Origin of the sequence: Pseudomonas sp. RU47 (genome assembly GCF_004011755.1) — a bacterium.
Classification (GTDB): domain Bacteria; phylum Pseudomonadota; class Gammaproteobacteria; order Pseudomonadales; family Pseudomonadaceae; genus Aquipseudomonas.
This window is the reverse complement of the sequence record NZ_CP022411.1, coordinates 2,247,112-2,268,072: the sequence shown is the minus strand read 5'-3', so window position 1 is coordinate 2,268,072 and position 20,961 is coordinate 2,247,112. Positions and strand designations below refer to the sequence as shown.

Here is a 20,961-nt window from a genome sequence, read left to right as displayed (position 1 = left end):
CAGAACTCTCTATTGGCAGTTCTGGCCCTATCGCGAGCAGGCTCACTCCTACAGGGGAACACATTCCAAATGTAGGAGTGAGCCTGCTCGCGATAGCAATCCTTCAGACACCACTGAATCCGGCCCAAACAAAAACGGCAGCCTCAATGGGCTGCCGCTTTCGTTTACCGCTGGACTTACTACAAACTCGAAAGCATGTCCTTGGCCTCGCCACGCTGTTTCTCGTCACCCTCGGTCAACACTTCGTTGAGGATGTCGCGCGCACCGTCACTGTCGCCCATGTCGATGTAGGCCTGAGCCAGATCAAGCTTGGTCGCCGCTTCATCGGTGCCGGCGAGGAAGTCGAAATCGTCTTCGCCAAGATCATCACCCTTCATGGCATCGGCTTCGGTGAAGGTCGGCTCGGCCAGGCTTTGCGACAGGCGATCCAGCTCGGCGTTGACATCATCCAGTTCGGTAGCGAACGCATCAGGTTCGGCCGCAGGATTGCTGTCCATTTCGTCGGCCAGCGACAGATCGAAGTCGGCCGGCAGCTCCAGATCATCCTGTGGCACGTCAGCCACCACCGGTGCCTCGACCGGCGGCAGATCCTTCACGCCTTCGTCCAGATCCAGCAGGAAGTCATCGTCCGCCAGGTCAACTGCCGGAGCCGCCGGCTCGGCACCGAGGTCCAGATCAAGGTCGAAGTCCGACAGGTCATCCAGATTCTCTTTGATATCGGTCTGCTGTTGCAGCACCGATTCGAAGCTCAGGTCATCGTCGGACGGGAATTCGTCCAGCTCGACCGGCGCTTCCGGCTCAACCACGGGCGCAGGCTCTACCGGGGTGATGTTATCGAGATCGTCCAGGCTCAGATCAAACGCGCTGTCCAGGTCATCTTCAGCCGGCGCTGGCGCAGGTGCTTCTGGCTCGTCCAGCAGCAGATCCTTGACGTATTGCGCGTCCAGCTCGGCGGCCACCGCAGCAGCGGCCAGACCCGAAGCCGCGACCACGGCCATGGCCGGGAAGCGGCTTTTCAGCTCTTCGACCTTGGCGAAGTTGTCACCATTGGCCACCAGCTGACGCTCTTGACCGACGAACGCATCGCGATCGCCCTGCTGACCGTAGACTTCCATCAGCTTCAGACGCAGATCACTGCGCTGCGGCTCCAGGCTGACGCCTTCTTCCAGCAACGCGGCAGCCTGATTCAGGCGACCGGCGTTGATGTGCGATTGCGCCTTGTCGAGCACGTCATCGGAACGTTCGGCGGCCGGTGCCACCAGCGGCGCGGCGATCGGCTCAGCCATCACGATCGGCGCCACTACCGGAGCCACGACTGGAGCAGGAGCAGGCGCCGGGGTGTTGAGCTTGACGCTCGCCGCCGGGGTTTCCAGACCTTCGAAGCTGCTTTCCGGCAGATCCTGCTCGGCGGAGAACTCTTGCTCTTCCGACAGGGCGCGGGCCATGCGCAGATGTTTCTCGGCCTCTTGCTGGGCTTTGCGGCGACGCGCCAGCAGCAACAGCAGAAGCAGCAGAACGACGGCGCCACCACCAATCAGCCCCAGCAGGATCGGGTTGGTCAGCAGTTCGTTGAAGGTCTTTTCATCATCGGCGGCAGGCGTGGTTTCGACAACCGGTTCGACCACAGGCTCAACCGGCGTCTCGGCGGGTGGCGCAATGGCAGACTCTGGTGTCGGCGCTGCTTCTGCAGGAGTAGCCGGCGGTGTGGCAGCCAGCTCAGCAGTGATCGCCGGAACTGGTGCGACTGCGCCGTTCGCGGCCGGCGCAGCGCCCGCGCCTTCGGCCTGCAGCTTCGCCAGTTGATTGTTCTTCAGCTCGATGAGTTTTTGCAGCTTGTCCATCTGGCTTTGCAGATCGGACATGCGGCTTTTCAGTTCCTCGTTATCACGACGGGTCGTGTCGAGGCTTTCCTGAGTGACCGCAAGCTTGTTACTCAGCGCCTTGGCGTCACCCGCCGGGCCTTTGCCGCGCGCCTTGGCGCTTTCAGCGGAGACCAGACTCAGATTGTCCTGGGCGTTCTGTGCTGCACCGGTATTGCCACGACCACGGTTGGTCGCATCGAGTTGCTGCTGACCGGTGCCCGGCTTCGCCACATAACGACGGCCCGAGCGCCAGGCCTCGTTCTGCGCCGCGACTTCGGCAATGGCCTTGGACTGTGGCAACGCCGTGCTCTGCACCGCATCCGGCAGGCGCAATACCTGGCCAGTTTTCAAACGGTTGATGTTGCCGCCGATGAACGCATCAGGGTTCAACGCTTGAATCGCCAGCATGGTCTGCTGCACCGAACCACCGTTGCGCGCCTTCGCGGCGATTTCCCAGAGGGTATCGCGCGGCGTGGTGGTGTATTGCGTCGGGTGCGTGGCGCCAGTGGTCGGTGCGGTGATGGTCTGCGACGGCGCCGGTTGTGCGGCGGCGTCAGCGGTCTCTGGCGAGAACTTCGATGGATCCAGCAGCACACTGTAATCGCGCAGCAAACGGCCGTTCGGCCACATCACCTGCACGAGGAATTTGACCATCGGCTCCGACAGCGGCTTGCTCGACGTTACGCGCAGCACGCTTTTGCCACTGGCGTTGAGTACCGGAGTGAAGGTCAGGTCATTGAGGAAGGCCTGACGATCGACGCCGGCCTTGGTGAAATCTTCAGGGGAAGCCAGGCTCGGCACCACTTCGGCAGCGGTGAGATCCTTGACGTCGAGCAGCTCGATTTCAGCCACCAGCGGCTGGTTCAGGGTCGACTTCAGGGTCAGCTCCCCGAGCCCGAGGGCATGCGCCATACCGGAGGACAGCGCCGAGGCGGCCGCTATTGCTAACACCAGTTTGCGAACTTGAACCATAGCCTCATCCTTTGTTTGAACGTTCCTCGGCCAGCGAGAAGATGTTGAATACCGCTGCCGTAAGGCATTGCGCGCGACGACGACAGATGTCGCGCGCGATCATTTCTTTGATGCCCCGGAATGTCCCGGAGGGTGACACGTTATCAAGCAATCTGGGCAAGCATAGCGCTCACCTAGAATCAGTCGACAAATTGTTGCCAAGTATCTTTTACAGCAGGTCTTTTATCAACAACTCAGCCACCTGCACAGCGTTCAGGGCCGCGCCTTTGCGTACGTTATCTGACGTCAGCCACAGATTTAGTTCCGCCGGGTCGTCGACACCGCTGCGCACGCGACCGACATAGACAACATCCTGCCCCACCGCGTCACCGACTGCGGTCGGATAATCGCCGGCCTCGACCAGCTCGATACCCGGCGCATCTTCGAGTGCAGCGTTGACTTTTGCCAGGTCGACAGCCGACGTTGACTGCAAGGTCACGCTAAAGCTATCGCCAAAAAACACCGGGGCTTGAACGCAAGTTGCGGAAATCTTTAATAACGGCTTGGCCAGCACCTGGCGCAACTCGCGCACCAGGCGTTTTTCCAGCAGCGTATGGCCCTGCGCGTCAGGCGTGCCGACCTGCGCCAGCAGGTTGAAGGCCATCTGCCGATCGAAGAACGTCGGCTCCAGTGGGCGCATGTTCAGTAGCTCGGCGGTCTGCCGCGCCAGCTCGGTCACGGCCTCACGACCCTGAGCGGAAACGGCCAGATTGGCAGTGACATTGAGGTATTGCAGATCGATCAGCTCGAGCAGCGGCGCCAGTACCACGGCGAGCGAAGTGGCCGACGGACTTGGGCTGCTGACCTGGAACGGTACTTTCAGAGCGGCGAGCACTTCGGCGTTGGCTTCCGGCACGATTTGCGGCGCCTGATCGGCCGGCAGCGCGCCGGACAAGTCGATCAGCGAGCAACCGGCGGCGTGGGCACGGGCGGCGTAGCTCAGAGTAATCGCCGGGCCTGCGGCGAAGAACACCAGTTTGACTTTGCTGAAGTCGAACTCGTCGACTTCGCGAACGCGTACGTTCTTGTTGCGGAACAGCACCGAGCTACCAGCGGATTCGCTACTCGCCAGCAGGTGCAGGTTGCCGACCGGGAAGCTGCGCTCTTCGAGAATCTGTACGAGGGTTTCGCCGACAGTACCGGTGGCGCCGATCACGGCAATATCTAGGGTCTGGGTCATGGTGCGAGCCTCTGGCGAAACGGGGGGAGCGGCACTTTACCGGGTGACTGGCGCACAGGCAATTTCTGTCCGGGATTTGCGGCGGCAGTACCGGCCTCTTCGCGAGCAGGCTCGCTCCCACATTTGAAATGCACTCCCCCTGTGGGAGCGAGCCTGCTCGCGAAGGGGCCAGACCGGGCAACCGAGAAATCCAAGGCATAAAAAAACCCGCACCTCTCACAAGGCACGGGCTCTTTCATTGCTTCAAGCAATCAACGCTCGAGCAAAATCCGCAGCATGCGACGCAGCGGTTCGGCCGCGCCCCACAGCAGTTGGTCGCCGACGGTGAACGCGCCGAGGAACTGCGAGCCCATGTTCAGCTTGCGCAGACGGCCAACCGGCACATTCAGGGTGCCGGTGACCTTGGTCGGGCTCAGCTCCTGCATGCTGATATCGCGGTTGTTCGGCACCAGCTTGACCCAAGGGTTGTGCTGGCTGATCAGCCCTTCGATATCGGCGATCGGCACGTCTTTGTTCAGCTTGATGGTCAGCGCCTGGCTGTGGCAACGCATCGCGCCGATACGCACGCAGATGCCGTCGACCGGGATCGGGCTCTTGAAGCGGCCGAGGATCTTGTTGGTCTCGGCCTGAGCTTTCCACTCTTCACGGCTCTGGCCGTTCGGCAGCTCCTTGTCGATCCACGGGATCAGGCTGCCGGCCAAAGGTACGCCGAAGTTTTCCGTCGGGTACGCTTCGCTGCGCATGGCGTCGGCCACGCGACGGTCGATGTCGAGGATCGCGCTGGCCGGATCGGCCAGTTGATCGGCGACCGCGGCGTGGGTCGCGCCCATTTGCTTGATCAGTTCACGCATGTTCTGCGCGCCGGCACCGGAGGCCGCCTGATAGGTCATGGCGCTCATCCACTCGACCAGACCGGCCTCGAACAGACCACCCAGGCCCATCAGCATCAAGCTGACGGTGCAGTTGCCGCCGATGTAGTTCTTGGTGCCCGCGTCAAGTTGCTGGTCGATGACCTTGCGGTTGACCGGATCAAGAATGATCACCGCGTCATCGTTCATGCGCAGGCTCGAGGCCGCGTCGATCCAGTAACCCTGCCAGCCGGCTTCGCGCAGCTTCGGGAACACTTCGCTGGTGTAGTCGCCGCCCTGGCAGGTCAGAATCACGTCGAGGGTCTTCAGCTCATCAATGCTGTAAGCATCCTTGAGCGGAGCAATGTCCTTGCCCACGGACGGGCCTTGGCCACCGACGTTGGACGTGGTGAAAAACACCGGCTCGATTAGATCGAAATCCTGCTCTTCCAGCATCCGCTGCATGAGCACGGAACCGACCATCCCGCGCCAACCGATCAGACCTACACGTTTCATCGCAACTACACCTTCTTGAAAAGTGGGCCGCTGCTTTGTATTGAATTTCGCAGCGGGCCCGAGAGATTACAGATTCCGCAGCGCGGCGACTACTGCGTCGCCCATTTCCTGCGTACCGACTTTGCTGCAACCGGCCGAATAGATGTCACCGGTGCGCAGGCCTTGATCCAGCACCACGCTCACGGCTTTCTCGATGGCATCGGCCGCGTCGTGCAGATTGAAGCTGTAACGCAGCATCATCGACACCGACAGAATGGTCGCCAACGGGTTGGCAATGCCTTTACCGGCGATGTCCGGAGCGGAACCGTGGCAAGGCTCGTACATGCCCTTGTTGTTGGAGTCCAGCGAGGCCGACGGCAGCATGCCGATGGAACCGGTGAGCATCGACGCTTCGTCGGACAGGATGTCGCCGAACATATTGTCGGTGACGATCACGTCGAACTGCTTCGGTGCGCGCACCAGTTGCATGGCGGCGTTGTCGACGTACATGTGGCTCAGTTCGACTTCCGGGTAATCCTTGGCCACTTGCTCGACCACTTCACGCCACAGTTGGCTGGAGGCCAGCACGTTGGCCTTGTCCACCGAGCAGAGCTTCTTGCCGCGAACCATGGCCATGTCGAAACCGACACGGGCGATGCGGCGGATTTCGCTTTCGCTGTACGGCAGCGTGTCGTAGGACTGACGCTCGCCGTTTTCCAGAGTACGGGTGCCGCGTGGCGCGCCGAAGTAGATGCCACCGGTCAGCTCACGAACGATGAGGATGTCCAGACCGGCAACGATTTCCGGCTTCAGGCTCGAAGCATCGGCCAGTTGCGGGTACAGGATCGCCGGACGCAGGTTGCCGAACAGACCCAGTTGCGCACGGATTTTCAGCAGGCCGCGCTCAGGGCGGATGTCACGTTCGATGGCGTCCCATTTCGGGCCGCCAACGGCGCCCAACAGCACAGCGTCGGCAGCACGAGCGCGGTCCAGGGTTTCGTCGGCCAGCGGCACGCCGTGCTTGTCGATGGCGGCGCCACCGATCACGTCATGGCTCAGCTCGAAGCCCAGGCTGTACTTGTCGTTGGCCAGCTCCAGCACCTTGACCGCTTCGGCCATGATTTCCGGACCAATACCGTCACCTGGGAGAATCAGAATCTGCTTGCTCATGCTTTCCTCGTGTCTTCAGTCGGTGCGCCTTTACCGGCACGCCCGGAAAAATTCTTATCGCTCGGCCATCAGCACGATGACATCTGTACTGAACGAACCATCGGCATCAATCTCAAAATATTCGCGCACTTCGTTGCCCATCGACTGCTGCAACTGGCGGATCGCTGCGCGCATCACTTGCGGCGTGCGCATGCGCTCAACCCAACTGGTGTACTCCAGACGCAGACGCTGACGCGTGGTGCGGCGTACATGCAAACCAGCCTCGCTGACCTGACGCAGCCACTCGGCGCCTGAATAATCGCGCACGTGGCTGGTGTCGCGCAGCACTTCGACGCTTTGCAGGTAAGTGTCGAACAACGGACTGCCCGGTGACAACACATCAACGAACGCCGCCACACCGCCCGGCTTCAGCACCCGACGCACCTCGCGCAGGGCCACGCCGAGATCGCTCCAGTGATGCGCCGAATAACGGCTGAACACGAAGTCGAACTCGCCATCGGCAAACGGCAGACGCTCGGCGGCGCCGTTGACCGTGGCAATGTTGGTGAAACCGCGATCAACGGCCGCGGCGGCGACCACATCAAGCATCTGCTGCGACAGGTCGTAGGCGACCACTTCCCTGACCAGCGGCGCGATGTGAAAACTGACGTGACCGGCGCCGCAACCCAAGTCCAGCACCCGGGCCTCGCCCTGCCCGGCCAGCTCAGCCTGTAGCAGTGCGAGTTCGGTGCCTTGAGCGTGAACGGCGCTGCTCAGGTAGGCAGCGGCCTGTTCACCGAATTGCTTTTGTACGACTTGGGTGTGTTGGGCGGTGCTGGTCATGGTCACATCCTGATGTCTGTGTTGTTTGGGCCGGCCCCTTCGCGAGCAGGCTCGCTCCCACATTTGAAATGCATTCCCCTGTGGGAGCGAGCCTGCTCGCGAAGGGTCCGGCCCTGACTACATCAATCTCGAATCAATCACGCGTCGCGGAACAACCACGGCTGGCTAACCCGATGCTTGGCCTCAAACGTCGCAATTGCATCACCGTCCTGCAAGGTCAGACCAATATCGTCCAGACCATTCAACAGGCAGTGCTTACGGAACGCATCAATCTCAAAGCTGTACACCTTGCCATCCGGACGGGTGACGGTCTGCGCCTGCAGATCGACCTGCAATTGATAACCCGGCTCAGCCTCAACCTGCTTAAACAATTCATCGACTTCAGCGTCGCTCAAGATGATCGGCAACAAGCCGTTCTTGAAGCTGTTGTTGAAGAAGATATCGGCGTAGCTCGGCGCGATGATGCTGCGGAAACCGTATTCTTCCAGGGCCCACGGCGCGTGTTCACGGCTGGAGCCGCAACCGAAGTTCTCGCGGGCCAGCAACACGCTGGCGCCTTGGTAACGCTCGGCGTTGAGGACGAAGTCCTTGTTCAGCGGACGTTTGGAGTTGTCCTGATACGGCTGGCCGACATCGAGGTAACGCCACTCGTCAAACAGGTTCGGGCCGAAACCGGTGCGCTTGATCGACTTCAAAAACTGTTTCGGAATGATTTGGTCAGTGTCGACGTTGGCACGATCCAAAGGCGCGACAAGACCAGTGTGCTGGGTAAAAGCTTTCATGCTGCGCTCCTTTAAATCAATTCACGAACGTCGATGAAACGACCGTTCACCGCTGCCGCAGCCGCCATGGCCGGGCTGACGAGGTGGGTACGGCCACCGGCGCCCTGACGGCCTTCGAAGTTACGGTTGGAGGTCGAGGCGCAATGCTCGCCGGACTCCAAACGGTCCGGGTTCATCGCCAGGCACATCGAGCAACCCGGCTCACGCCATTCGAAACCGGCTTCGAGGAAAATCTTGTCGAGACCTTCGGCTTCTGCCTGAGCCTTGACCAGACCCGAGCCCGGCACCACGATCGCTTGCTTGATGGTCGAAGCGACTTTGCGGCCCTTGGCGATCACCGCCGCAGCGCGCAAGTCTTCAATCCGCGAGTTGGTGCAGGAACCGATGAATACACGATCCAGCTGAATGTCGGTGATCGCCTGATTGGCGGTCAAACCCATGTATTTCAAGGCGCGGACGATCGAGTCGCGTTTGACCAGATCCATCTCTTTGGCCGGATCCGGCACGTTCTGATCAACGGCCAAAACCATCTCAGGCGAAGTGCCCCAGCTGACTTGCGGCTTGATCTGCGCGGCGTCGAGTTCAACCACGGTGTCGAATTTGGCATCGGCGTCGGAAACCAGGTCTTTCCAGGCTTCGACGGCCATGTCCCATTCCGCGCCTTTCGGTGCAAACGGACGACCCTTCACGTAGTCGACCGTCTTCTGATCCGCAGCCACCAGACCGACGCGGGCGCCGGCTTCGATAGACATGTTGCAGATGGTCATACGGCCTTCAACGGACAAATCGCGGATCGCGCTGCCAGCGAATTCGATGGCATGGCCGTTACCGCCGGCGGTGCCGATCTTGCCGATCACCGCGAGGACGATGTCCTTGGCGGTCACGCCGAACGGCAATTGCCCTTCAACGCGCACCAGCATGTTCTTCATTTTCTTCGCGACGAGGCACTGGGTGGCGAGCACGTGCTCGACCTCGGAAGTGCCGATACCGTGCGCCAGAGCGCCGAATGCGCCGTGGGTCGAGGTGTGCGAGTCGCCGCAGACCACGGTCATGCCCGGCAAGGTTGCACCCTGCTCCGGGCTGATGACGTGGACGATGCCTTGGCGGACGTCGTTCATCTTGAACTCGACGATGCCGTATTCATCACAGTTGTCATCAAGGGTCTGAACCTGCAAACGCGAGACCTGATCGGCAATGGCTTCGATGCCGCCCTTGCGCTCCGGGGTCGTCGGTACGTTGTGGTCCGGGGTCGCGATATTGGCATCGATGCGCCAAGGCTTGCGCCCGGCCAGACGCAGGCCTTCGAAGGCTTGCGGCGAGGTCACTTCGTGAATGATGTGACGATCGATATAGATCAGCGCCGAGCCATCGTCGCGCTGCTTGACCAAATGCGAATCCCAGAGCTTGTCGTAGAGCGTTTTGCCGGCCATCAGACGGTTCCTCATCAGCTTGTTTCTATGCCCTGGGCTTATCAATAACCCTTTGGCTTGTGAGGCCGATCCTATGGGGTTAGATTAAATAACTCAAATTCATATTTTTTATGCTTTGGATAACCAACTGGAATACGAACATGGATCTGGCCAACCTCAACGCTTTTATCGCAATTGCCGAGACCGGCAGCTTCTCCGGCGCCGGCGAACGCCTGCACCTGACGCAGCCGGCGATCAGCAAACGCATCGCCGGGCTGGAGCAGCAATTGAAGGTGCGCCTGTTTGATCGGCTGGGCCGTGAAGTCGGCCTGACCGAGGCCGGCCGCGCCCTGCTGCCCCGGGCTTATCAGATTCTCAACGTGCTGGATGACACCCGCCGCGCGCTGACTAACCTGACCGGCGAAGTCAGCGGTCGCCTGACCCTCGCCACCAGTCACCACATCGGTTTGCACCGTTTGCCGCCTCTATTGAGGGAATTCACCCGCCGTTACCCACAGGTGGCGCTGGATATTCAGTTCCTCGATTCGGAAGTGGCCTACGAGGAAATTCTCCATGGCCGCGCCGAACTGGCGGTCATCACCCTCGCGCCGGAGCCGCACGCACTGGTCAAAGCCACGCCGGTGTGGGACGACCCGCTGGACTTTGTGGTCGCCCCGGAGCATTCGCTGATCAATAACGGCGCTGTCAGCCTGGCGGACATTGCCGGTCATCCGGCGGTTTTCCCCGGTGGCAACACCTTTACCCACCATATTGTCCAACGGTTATTCGAGGCTCAGGGCCTGACGCCGAACATCGCCATGAGCACCAACTACCTGGAAACCATCAAGATGATGGTCTCGATTGGCCTGGCCTGGAGCGTTTTGCCGCGCACCATGCTCGATGAGCAGGTGGCGAGCATCGCTTTACCGGGCATACAGCTCACTCGCCAGCTAGGCTATATCCTGCACACCGAACGGACGCTATCGAATGCGGCAAAAGCCTTTATGGCACTGCTCGACGCACAAATCGATCTGCCAGGGACTTGAGGCCAACTTGTGCTACTCCTATAGAGCCGCTGCTCCTGTGCCTAACGCCACCATCAGCTCAAGGCCTGTCCACAATGCCGAAATCTGTTGACCGAATTCCGCCGATGCCGCGTATTCAGGCGATTGACCCGCGTCATTCCGAGCAGAGCTGGGAAAGCGCGCCGCAATTGCTGGCGGCGCTCAACGGCGCGCGGCTCGGCGCCTGGTATTGGGACATCGAGCGCGGGCAGATCAGCTGGTCGCGCGGTACGCAGGCATTGTTCGGCTTCGATCCTCGGCAACCGTTGCCCGAAGATCTGGAATACCTCGACCTGTTGCCGCCGGAAGACCGGGCGAAAACCGTTCGCGCCTTCCACGCGGTAATTGCCGGTGCACCGCTGGAACAAGCGATGCACCACCGCATCCGCTGGCCTGACGGCAGCCTGCACTGGCTGGAAATCAGCGGCAGTCTGCTGCCGGATAAACACGGCCGCCCCCGAATGATCGGGGTGATTCGTGAAATCACCCACCAGCGTCAACGCGAACAGGCGCTGAGCAGCTCGGAGAAACGTTTCGCGACACTTTTTCACCTGTGCCCGAACATGGTCCTGCTGACCCGCCAGGAAGACGGCCTGATCAGCGAGGCCAATCAGTATTTCGAAAGCCTGTTCGGCTGGCCGGTACAAAGCGCTATTGGCCGCACCACGCTGGAACTGGGCCTGTGGGTGCACCCCGAGCAGCGCGCCGAACTGGTCAAGAAGACCAACACCAAGGGCGAACTGATCAGCATGGAGGTGCAGTTTCGCGCCAGCAACGGGCAAGTTCACGATGGCATTCTCAGTGCACAGAAAGTCGAACTCGAAGGCCAGCCGTATCTGCTCAGCACCTTCCTCGACACCACCGAACGCAAAGCCGCCGAACACGCTTTGAAGGACAGCCAGGAACGCCTCGACCTGGCGCTGGACTCCGCGCAGCTCGGTACCTGGGACTGGCACATTCCCAGCGGCATGCTCTACGGCTCGGCCCGCGCCGCGCAACTGCACGGGCTCGAACCGATACCGTTCCATGAGTCGTTCGAAGAGTTTTTCGAAGGCGTGCCCGGCGAAGAGCGCGACAGCATGCGCGACGCCTACCGCAGCCTGCGCGAAGGCCCGGCAGGCAACTATCAACTGACCTATCGCGTGCAACTGCCCGACGGCAGCTCGCGCTATCTGGAAAGTCGCGCGCGCCTCTATCGTGACGACAACGGCGCGCCGCTGCGCATGGCCGGCACGCTGCTCGACATCACCGATCAGGTCGAGCGCGAGCAGCGGCTGGTGGCCTCGGAAGAGAAATTCGCCACGCTGTTCCAGGTCAGCCCCGACCCGATCTGCGTCACCCGCCAGGACAGTGGCGAGTTCATCGAAATCAATAACAGCTTTACCCAGACCTTCGGCTGGAGCGCCACCGACGTCATTGGCCACACCGCCGAAGAAATCGGCCTGTGGGACGCCTCGGCGAAAAGCCTGCAGCGCATCGAGCGGGTGATCCGCGAACAGGGTTTGAGCAACGTCGCGATCATCGTCCAGCACAAGGACGGCCAGTCGCTGACCTGTGTGATTTCCAGCCGGCAGATCAGCGTCGGCGATCAGCCATGCATCGTTACGACCCTGCGCGACATTACCCAGCAGCAGCGCTCGGAAGCGGCGCTGAAAGCCAGTGAAGAGAAATTCGCCAAAGCGTTCCACTCCAGCCCCGACGCGATCACCATCACCGAGCGCGACACCGGGCGTTATCTGGAGGTCAACGACGGTTTCTGCCGGCTCACCGGCTATCGCGCCGAAGAAGTGGTGGGCAAAACGGTGTATCAGGTGGGTATCTGGGCCGAAGAAAAGCAGCGCTCGGCATTACTCGCCGAGCTGCAGATCAAGGGCCGTGTGCACCATCAGGAAATGCTCGGCCGCAACAAGCGCGGCGAGTTGCTGACGGTGGAGGTTTCGATCGAACCAATCACCCTCAATGAAACCGCGTGCCTGTTGCTGACCGCGCGCGACGTCAGCCTGCTGAAAAATGCCGAAGCGCAGATTCGTCATCTGGCTTATCACGACCCGCTGACCAACCTGCCCAACCGCGCCTTGCTGATGGATCGCCTGAGCCAGCAGATCGCCCTGCTCAAGCGCCACAACCTGCGCGGTGCCTTGCTGTTTCTCGACCTTGATCACTTCAAGCACATCAACGATTCGCTCGGCCACCCGGTCGGCGACACGGTGCTGAAGATCATCACCGCGCGGCTCGAAGCCAGCGTGCGCATGGAAGACACGGTCGCGCGCCTCGGTGGCGACGAGTTCGTGGTATTGCTCAGCGGCCTCGAAGGTTCGCGTAACGACGTCAGCACACAAGTGCGCAATCTGGCCGACACTCTGCGCGAATTGTTGTCGGAACCGATGTTCCTCGACGGCCAACGCTTGCAGGTGACGCCGAGCATTGGCGTGGCGCTGATCCCCGATCACGGCTCGACGCCGACCGACTTGCTCAAACGCGCCGACATTGCCCTTTACCGGGCCAAGGACTCCGGACGCAACACCACGCAGATGTACCACAACACCATGCAGAAAGCGGCCAGCGAACGGCTGCGCATGGAGACCGACTTGCGCTTGGCGCTGTCGCGCGGGGAATTCAATGTGCACTTTCAGCCGCAGGTCGATGCCCGCGACGACCGCATCATCGGCGCCGAAGCCCTGGTGCGCTGGAATCACCCGGAACTGGGCGCGCAGTCGCCTACCGAGTTCATCAAGGTACTGGAAGACAGCGGCCTGATTCTCGAGGTCGGCACGTGGATCCTCGACGAGGCCTGCAATGCCTTCAAACAACTGATCGCACTGAAACTGGTCGACCCGCTCAAGTTCAGCCTGTGCGTGAACATCAGCCCGCGACAGTTCCGCCAGAACGATTTTGTCGAGCGCATCGAGCACAGCATGACCAGCCACGGTCTGCCCTGCTCGCTGCTGAAACTGGAAATCACCGAAGGCATCGTCATCCAGAACCTGGAAGACACCATCAGCAAAATGCGCCGGCTGAAAAAGCTCGGTGTGAGTTTCGCCATGGATGACTTCGGCACCGGCTATTCGTCGCTGACTTACCTCAAGCGGCTACCGGTGGACACGCTGAAAATCGATCAGTCGTTTATTCGTGATGCAACCACTGACCCCAACGACGCCGAGATCATTCGCGCGATTGTCGCCATGGCGCGCAGCCTCGAGCTGGAGGTGATTGCCGAAGGTGTGGAGACCCGCGAACAACTGGCGTTCCTGCAGGGTTTGGGCTGCCATTTGTATCAGGGTTATCTGCACAGTCGACCGGTTGCGCTGGAGGATCTGAAAAAGCTCCTGCCATAACCGGTGCACGTTGCAACAGACGCGCAATTGCCACGATTTGCGGCAACCTGTAGGGTCGCGTTTTTTGCGCCGTTTCGAGATCTGTCATGCAGGATGCATCCCTCCCCCGCCCGGCTCTGCTGGGCATCGACCTTGGCACCACCAACAGTCTGATTGCCGTCTGGCAGGACAGTCAGGCCCGCCTGATTCCCAACGCTCTGGGCGATGTGCTGACGCCTTCGGTGGTCAGCCTCGATGAAGACGACACGATTCTGGTCGGCAAAGCCGCCCGCGCCCGCCTGACCACGCACCCGGAACGAACCGCTGCAGCATTCAAGCGTTTCATGGGCAGCGACAAACAAGTCCAGCTCGGCACACGTCAGTTCAGCCCCGAAGAGTTGTCGGCGCTGGTGCTCGGCTCACTCAAGCAGGACGCCGAAGCCTTTCTCGGCCACCCGGTTGCAGAAGCGGTGATTTCCGTCCCGGCGTATTTCAGCGACGAACAACGCAAACGCACGCTGTTTGCCGCCGAACTGGCCGGGCTCTCGGTGACACGCCTGATCAACGAGCCGACCGCTGCGGCCATGGCTTACGGGCTGCATGAGCAGAAATTCGAACGCACGCTGATCTTCGATCTGGGCGGCGGCACCTTCGATGTCACGGTGCTGGAATACGCTTTGCCACTGATCGAAGTGCACGCCTCCACCGGCGACAACTTTCTCGGTGGCGAAGACTTCACCGCCGCGCTGTTGCAGGCCTGCCTGAAACACTGGCAACTGACCCCGGCCATGGTCGATGCGCAAAGCATGGCCAGCCTCGGTGATGCGCTTGAGCAGCTCAAATGCAAACTCGGTGAAGGCATTCAACAACTGAGTTGGCGTCACGCTGACAAGACGTTTGAATGGTCTCTGGACGAAGCGGCGGCGGTAAAAATCTGGGAGCCGCTGCTGGCGCGTTTGCGCGCGCCGATCGAACAGGCCTTGCGCGATGCTCGCCTAAAACCTCGCGACCTCGACAGCCTGGTGCTGGTCGGCGGCGCCACGCGCATGCCGGCAGTCCAGCAAATGGTCGCCACGCTGTTCGGACGCCTGCCTTACCGGCATCTTGATCCGGACACGATTGTTGCGCTGGGGGCGGCGACGCAAGCGGCGTGCAAGGCGCGCGACGGTGCGGTTGAAGAGTTGATTCTGACGGATGTCTGCCCGTATACGCTGGGGATTGCGACCATGCGTGGCGAAGACATCAAAGGTGCCTTCTCGCCCATCATCGAACGTAACACCATCATTCCGACGTCAAGGGTGGAGCGCTATTACACCACCCAACCTAAGCAAACAGTGCTGCGCATCGCCGTCTATCAGGGTGAACGGCCGTGGGTTTGCGACAACATTCTGATTGATGCTTTCGATGTGACGTTGACGCCCACTGAACACATCCAGGAGCTGGATGTACGCTTCAGCTATGACATCAACGGTTTGCTCGAGGTGGACGTCACCCTGCTCGAAACCGGTGAGCGCCACAGTCACAGCATCGACCGCAGCCCCGCCGGTCTGAATGAGCAAGCACGTCGCGACAGCCATAACCGGCTGTCGACACTGAAAGTCCATCCGCGCGATGCGTTGCCCAACCGCACGTTGCTGGCCCGCCTGGAGCGGGCATGGATGCAAAGCCTCGGCACGCAACGCGAGCACATTGCCGAATGGCTGCACAACTTCACTACCGTGCTCGGCGGCCAGCAACCCTCGGAGATTGCCAGCCATCGCTCAGAGCTGAACAAGGCGCTGGATCAACTGCGCCTCTAGCCGTTGAGTCGCCGCAAGGCAGCCTGCAAGCCGCCGGACAGCATCTCGGAATCGCCGCTGTCCGGCGGCACACCATAGCGGTTGGGCAACTTGTCACCGGCAAGCCCGAACAACACCAACGGCAAAAATGGCAGAACCGGCGTCAGCGCCATGAAGATCAGCAACGTCGGAATGCCCCGGCCCATGTCGTGCAAGCGGCGCAGAATAGCGCCGAACACCAGCAGCACGCCCAATAGCAGGATAAGAATGCCAGCGCCCGTAGTGCCACTGATCAACCCCGCCACCGGCGCAATCACCAAACACCCCAAGACCTGAGCGATAAAAGCCTTGCGCCCCAACCGCGAGCCGAGACGCCAGATCGCTCTCGCCGGTACCGGCTGCACATCGCTTTTCGCCAACAGTAATCGTTCCGACCAGGACAATATCGCGCACAGGGCCAGGCGCAACCCGACACTGTTCTGCACATCGTCCTTGCCCTGTTGCAGTTGGCGCAGGACGCGCGTTTTCGGCACCCCGGCAGCGCCATAGCGAATCAAGCCCTTGAGCGCATCCAGCGCTTCATACGCCAGCAGTTTGTCGACGCCAAAATCGGTCAGCACTTTGCGCGGCGGCCACACCGGTTCGCCTTTGATCAAACCGTCGCGGAAGCCTTCGAACCAATCGTCCTCGCAGCTGACCGCCGCGATCGACTGCAACAATGCGCGATGCTGTTCGGCACTTAGGCTCGGGTCGTGATAGAGCACGCCCCAGAACATCATCAAACCCAGCAAATCGTCGCCGCATGCCGCACGATCACTTTCGAGGCAGGTGTAAAGCAGGGTATTGGCCGGCAATCGCGCGCTGTCGAGTGCCTGCTGTACGCTGAACAATTGCTGCACCAACAAGCCGTGCACCGGGTCACTGCCCTGCAGCCATCCGAGCAAGCCGGCGCAGTGGCCTTGCTCACGCTGCAAGCGCCGCAACAAAGGTTGCAGGCGACTCAAGGGATGGGCCGGATTGAAAGGCAGGCGCTCCACGCACTGCGCATCCATCATTTGCAGCCAGCGTTCGGGTTGTTCCAGCAATGCCAGCAAGAACAAGGTCTGCGCGTGCCACTCCCAGGTGGCCTCACCCAGCCCGACCGGTGGCAACTGAATCCCGCGCCGGCTCAACTGCAGAATCAAATCGAGTTCGGACAAGTCGCAATCATCTTTGACCGCGGCCAGCGTGAACGCGTCTGCCAGTCGTTCCAGCGCAGCGTCGCTGTAAGGCCGCAAGCGACACAACCACAGACGACAGACTTTGTGCGGCTCACCTTTTGTCAGCACCTGCGGCAATGGCCGGGCACTTGAATGCGCATCGCAGAAAGCACTCATGGCCAGCGCTATCGGTGCCTCGTTCAGCCAGCGCAGGTGTTGCGCGGCCTGATACTTGAATCCGCTCATCACCAGGCTTTCGAGGGCATCAATGGGCAGCGGCGCATCCACAATCTGCTGCAACAACGCCGTATCACCGCGATGCAGCGCCCAGGCGTGGCGGTACAAATGCAGCAATCGGCTATCAGAATTTTCGCCCAGCAATTGCGCGAGCAAGGGCAGCTCATCACCGCTCATGCGCCAATCGACAAAGCTTTGCGCAAGGCTCTCAAGCTTTAACCGTCCGACACCCAGCCAACGGTTCAGCGTCTCGGGGTGTTGTGACGGACAGCCATGCACCTGGGCGTCATCGCCAAGATCCTCTGGCCAGTCACAGACGCCCTGCAGGCGATCGAATGCCTGAATCAACAGGGGCAGAAAAGTCGGCTGGCGCTTGGCGCAGAGCTCCAGCAGACGACTTTCCGCCATCGGATGGCGATGCTCGTTCCACAGCCGGATCCAGCACGGCAATGCCTGATCGTCCCGGCCCAGCAGACTGCTCTGACACGCCAGCAGATAAAGCCAGTCGACATCATCCGGTGCGGCAAGCTGCTGTTCGACACAGCACTGCAAAAACGTCGGGCCGCCGATACCTGCCTGAGTGAACTGCACCAGCAGCCGCTTGAGGAACGCGGCATCCTCCGGCAACGGCAGGCAGGTGTGCTGACTGGCGAAGTCGGCGAACTCCTGCAGTGGACGCTGGTTGAAGATGAAGTCGAGGCTACGGGCGTACCACAGCGATTCAGTCTGGGCTGCCTCTGACCATGTGCTCATCAGATCCGTATCGAACGGATCCGGCGTTTCGATTCGCTGGAGAAAGAACCCCACCTGATGCGCGTCGTCGAAGCCCAGATCCAGCAACTGTTGATCCCAGGCCATACGCTTGGCCAACAGATTCGCGCAGCGGTACGACAACGGACCGGCGTCGGCCATCCGGTGGTACAGGCCCCAGCTGACTTCATCGAGCACGTCCAGCGACAGCTCATCCAGCCCTCGGACAAATAACTGCCACGCGGCGAAATTGAACCGACGCGCGGGATCATCCAGCAGCTCGCAGAACTCCCCGAATACCGGAGGGACCTCAACCACATGTTGCTCAGAGGCTTGGGACTGGTACTCGTCCTCAGGCTCTTCTTCCTCTTCCTCACGCGCCAGACGCAGGGCGTTTTCGTAGGCCGCGCGCAGCGCCTGGAAGCCTTGCGGGTCGGTCTCCGGGTGATGCGCCGGCAAACGTGCACGGTAGGCGTTGCGGATAAGGTTTTCGTCGTTAGTAGGCTCGATGCCCAGGCGGATCCAGCAACTCATGACCAGTCGAACTCCTTGAGCGATGCCGGGCGTGGCGGCAAATCGATTTCCATATGCCACGGCAAATCAGCAAGGAACCGAGGGATGTTTTCGGCAAGCCCACGGGCAATCCGCACGTTAAGGGCGTTGGCGCCTTGTCGATCGAGTTCGCGCGCCAGCTCATCGTCGCTGGCGCTCAGGCAGGACCAAAAGGTCCGGCCCACGACAAAGCCGTCGAAGTAAGCCATCCAGCTACCGTAGTGAAATTGCGCTCTGAGGGCCAAACGACTGTGCAGCCAGTTGCTTTCGTCCAGGTCGACCCACTGATTGCGCACCGCACAGCGCAAGAGAAAACCCATGCGGCCATAGTCCCAGGACAAAATCCCACCCGGCCCGCAACTGCCGAACGTGCGACTGGCAAACTCATGCAGGATGCGTTCGCGGGGACTCAGGTCGTCTAGCAGAGCCTGCCATTCACTTGGCAGACAACGCTGCCACGCCAAGTAGGCCGCGCTGAGGTGCTTGGCATGGCCGTCGTCGGTCATCCGCTCGAGCATGTCGAACAATTGCCCACGGTCATCGATCCCCCAACTGTCCTGCAGATCGATGTAGCGATCATTGCAGAACGCCGGGTCGTCGTAGCTGGCACCGGTATTGATCGCCGCCATTGGCGCAGACAGGGCGCACAGCCAGCGCTGTTGAATCTCGTCCATGAAAAAAGGCTCCAGGCCGACCGGTGAGGAATGGGGGTCGGCAAAACTGCGGCGGATTGTAGAGAAACCGCCGCCAGCGGCAAAGTCGCACAGCGCTTTTCTTGCGCGCACAAAAAAGGCCCCGACGTATCGGGGCCTTCATTCAGCGGCTCATCGCCGGTTCAGGCGATTGTGTTGCGGCTCATGACTCAGTGCTGCAGCGCCGGCTTCTGCGTCCCGTTGATCGGGATGCGTTTGGCTTTCGCTTCTTCCGGGATCACGCGCAACAGGTCGATGCTCAGCAGACCGTTTTTCAGATCGGCAGCCTTGATCTCGATGTGATCGGCCAGACGGAAGGACAGCTTGAACGCACGCTGGGCGATGCCCTGGTGCAGGAAGGTCACGCCTTCGTTGGCATCACGCTTGCCACCACTGATGGTCAGCACACCTTTTTCGACTTGCAGCTCCAGGTCATCTTCCTGGAAACCGGCGGCGGCAACGACGATACGGTACTGGTCATCACCGTGCTTTTCGACGTTGTAAGGTGGGTAGCTGCTGCCTGGCTCGTTGCGCAGGGCAGTTTCGAACAGGTCGTTGAAACGGTCGAAACCTACCGAGGAACGGAACAGTGGCGCGAGGGAAAATGCAGTACTCATGGTTCAAATCTCCTGAAAACAATCAGCAAGTTTTTTTGACTCCGCGACCCGAATTCGGCATCGCGTAACCCTTAGATAGGGACCGCTGAAATGATTTCAAGAGACTATTTGCAGATTTTTTTCAGGCCGCTTCGGCGACCGGCAGACCGAGCAAACGCGAGACGTGATCCGGTTCCGTCTCACGGCGCAGAACAGTGAACAGCTCGGTGGCCTCGGGATAATTGCGCGTCAGCATGGCCAGCCATTGCTTCAAACGGCCCGGCGATTGGCGCGCAGTCATCTGCGCTTTGGCTTGCAACCAGAAGTCCTGGATCAGCGGCATCAGCTCGGCCCACGTCATCTCGACCACTTCTTCGCCAGCGCGGGCGGCAGCGATCTGTTTGGCCAGATCCGGGCGCGACACCAGACCGCGACCGAGCATGATGTCCTCCACGCCACTGATCTCGCGGCAACGACGCCAGTCTTCGACGCTCCAGATATCACCGTTGGCGAACACCGGGACTTTGACCACGTCCTGCACACGCGGAATCCACTCCCAGTGTGCGGGCGGTTTGTAGCCATCCATCTTGGTTCGGGCGTGAACCACAATGTGCTCGGCGCCGCCCTCAGCCAATGCCGTGGCGCAGACCAGCGAACCGTCGGGGCTATCGAAGCCCAGGCGCATCTTTGCGGTCACAGGAATATGCGCGGGTACGGCGCGACGCACGTGTTCGACGATCTGATTGAGCAGTTCCGGCTCCTTGAGCAGAACCGCACCACCACGAGATTTGTTGACGGTCTTGGCCGGGCAGCCGAAGTTCAAGTCAATGACTTCAGAACCGAGTTCGCAGGCCAGTGCAGCGTTTTCCGCCAGGCACACCGGATCGGAACCGAGCAATTGCACGCGTAATGGCACGCCAGATGCGGTACGCGCGCCGTTGAGCAGCTCAGGGCCGAACTTGTGGAAATAGGCCGGCGTGAGCAACTGATCGTTGACCCGAATGAATTCGGTCACGCACCAGTCGATGCCGCCAACGCGGGTCAGCACGTCGCGGAGAATGTCGTCGACCAACCCCTCCATGGGCGCCAGAGCAATTTGCATGGGAAAACACTACTTGAAGAAAAACGTGCGGCAGTTTACTGGATATCGCAAGAAATCGCAGAAACCTTGTGGGAGCGAGCCTGCTCGCGATAGCGGTG

The 20,961-nt window shown here is 60.7% G+C and carries 14 protein-coding genes; 3 read left to right on the top strand and 11 right to left on the bottom strand.

What is annotated here, in order from left to right; genetic code table 11:
• Positions 1-179: 179 nt before the first annotated feature.
• The 7 genes from CCX46_RS10290 to leuC all read right to left on the bottom strand — a co-directional run bounded on the left by CCX46_RS10290 (position 180) and on the right by leuC (position 9,600).
• Positions 180-2,834, bottom strand: a complete 2,655-nt coding sequence (locus CCX46_RS10290; protein ID WP_127926580.1) for a FimV/HubP family polar landmark protein — start codon at positions 2,832-2,834, stop codon at positions 180-182.
• Positions 2,835-3,042: 208 nt separating this feature from the next.
• Positions 3,043-4,053 (bottom strand): aspartate-semialdehyde dehydrogenase, encoded by a 1,011-nt coding sequence (locus CCX46_RS10285; RefSeq protein ID WP_127926579.1) that lies wholly within the window; start codon positions 4,051-4,053, stop codon positions 3,043-3,045.
• Positions 4,054-4,304: 251 nt separating this feature from the next.
• Positions 4,305-5,417 carry an aspartate-semialdehyde dehydrogenase gene (gene asd, locus CCX46_RS10280; RefSeq protein WP_008083209.1) on the bottom strand — a complete coding sequence of 371 codons (1,113 nt, stop codon included), beginning with the start codon at positions 5,415-5,417 and terminating at the stop codon, positions 4,305-4,307.
• Between the two features lie 66 nt (positions 5,418-5,483).
• Positions 5,484-6,566, bottom strand: a complete 1,083-nt coding sequence (leuB, locus tag CCX46_RS10275; RefSeq protein WP_127926578.1) for a 3-isopropylmalate dehydrogenase — start codon at positions 6,564-6,566, stop codon at positions 5,484-5,486.
• A gap of 54 nt (positions 6,567-6,620) precedes the next feature.
• A complete protein-coding gene (locus CCX46_RS10270; RefSeq protein WP_127926577.1) occupies positions 6,621-7,388 on the bottom strand; it encodes a class I SAM-dependent methyltransferase in 768 nt (255 codons plus the stop codon).
• Between the two features lie 137 nt (positions 7,389-7,525).
• Positions 7,526-8,170, bottom strand: coding sequence for a 3-isopropylmalate dehydratase small subunit (gene leuD, locus CCX46_RS10265; RefSeq protein ID WP_007913445.1), 645 nt, complete (start codon positions 8,168-8,170; stop codon positions 7,526-7,528).
• An 11-nt stretch (positions 8,171-8,181) separates the two neighbouring features.
• On the bottom strand, positions 8,182-9,600 hold the full coding sequence (gene leuC / locus CCX46_RS10260; RefSeq protein WP_016984527.1) for a 3-isopropylmalate dehydratase large subunit: 1,419 nt from the start codon (positions 9,598-9,600) through the stop codon (positions 8,182-8,184).
• A gap of 140 nt (positions 9,601-9,740) precedes the next feature.
• Here leuC and CCX46_RS10255 point away from each other — a divergent pair, with 140 nt between their 5' ends.
• The 3 genes from CCX46_RS10255 to CCX46_RS10245 all read left to right on the top strand — a co-directional run bounded on the left by CCX46_RS10255 (position 9,741) and on the right by CCX46_RS10245 (position 15,756).
• Positions 9,741-10,625 (top strand): LysR family transcriptional regulator, encoded by an 885-nt coding sequence (locus tag CCX46_RS10255; protein ID WP_095124821.1) that lies wholly within the window; start codon positions 9,741-9,743, stop codon positions 10,623-10,625.
• Positions 10,626-10,699: 74 nt separating this feature from the next.
• On the top strand, positions 10,700-13,978 hold the full coding sequence (locus tag CCX46_RS10250; RefSeq protein ID WP_127926576.1) for a bifunctional diguanylate cyclase/phosphodiesterase: 3,279 nt from the start codon (positions 10,700-10,702) through the stop codon (positions 13,976-13,978).
• An 86-nt stretch (positions 13,979-14,064) separates the two neighbouring features.
• Complete coding sequence (locus CCX46_RS10245) at positions 14,065-15,756, top strand: molecular chaperone HscC (protein WP_127926575.1); 1,692 nt, start codon at positions 14,065-14,067, stop codon at positions 15,754-15,756.
• Here CCX46_RS10245 and CCX46_RS10240 read toward each other — a convergent pair.
• The 4 genes from CCX46_RS10240 to CCX46_RS10225 form a co-directional block, all read right to left on the bottom strand.
• On the bottom strand, positions 15,753-18,455 hold the full coding sequence (locus CCX46_RS10240) for a DUF805 domain-containing protein (protein ID WP_127926574.1): 2,703 nt from the start codon (positions 18,453-18,455) through the stop codon (positions 15,753-15,755). The genes CCX46_RS10245 and CCX46_RS10240 overlap by 4 nt on opposite strands.
• Positions 18,452-19,147: a DUF1266 domain-containing protein gene (locus tag CCX46_RS10235; RefSeq protein ID WP_127926573.1), complete on the bottom strand. Its 696-nt coding sequence runs from the start codon at positions 19,145-19,147 to the stop codon at positions 18,452-18,454. The genes CCX46_RS10240 and CCX46_RS10235 overlap by 4 nt, the downstream gene beginning before the upstream one ends.
• Positions 19,148-19,335: 188 nt before the next feature.
• Entirely contained in the window at positions 19,336-19,782 is a 447-nt protein-coding gene (locus tag CCX46_RS10230; protein WP_127926572.1) for an Hsp20 family protein, read from the bottom strand.
• A gap of 121 nt (positions 19,783-19,903) precedes the next feature.
• Positions 19,904-20,863 carry a tRNA dihydrouridine synthase gene (locus tag CCX46_RS10225; protein ID WP_116031011.1) on the bottom strand — a complete coding sequence of 320 codons (960 nt, stop codon included), beginning with the start codon at positions 20,861-20,863 and terminating at the stop codon, positions 19,904-19,906.
• Positions 20,864-20,961: the final 98 nt, after the last annotated feature.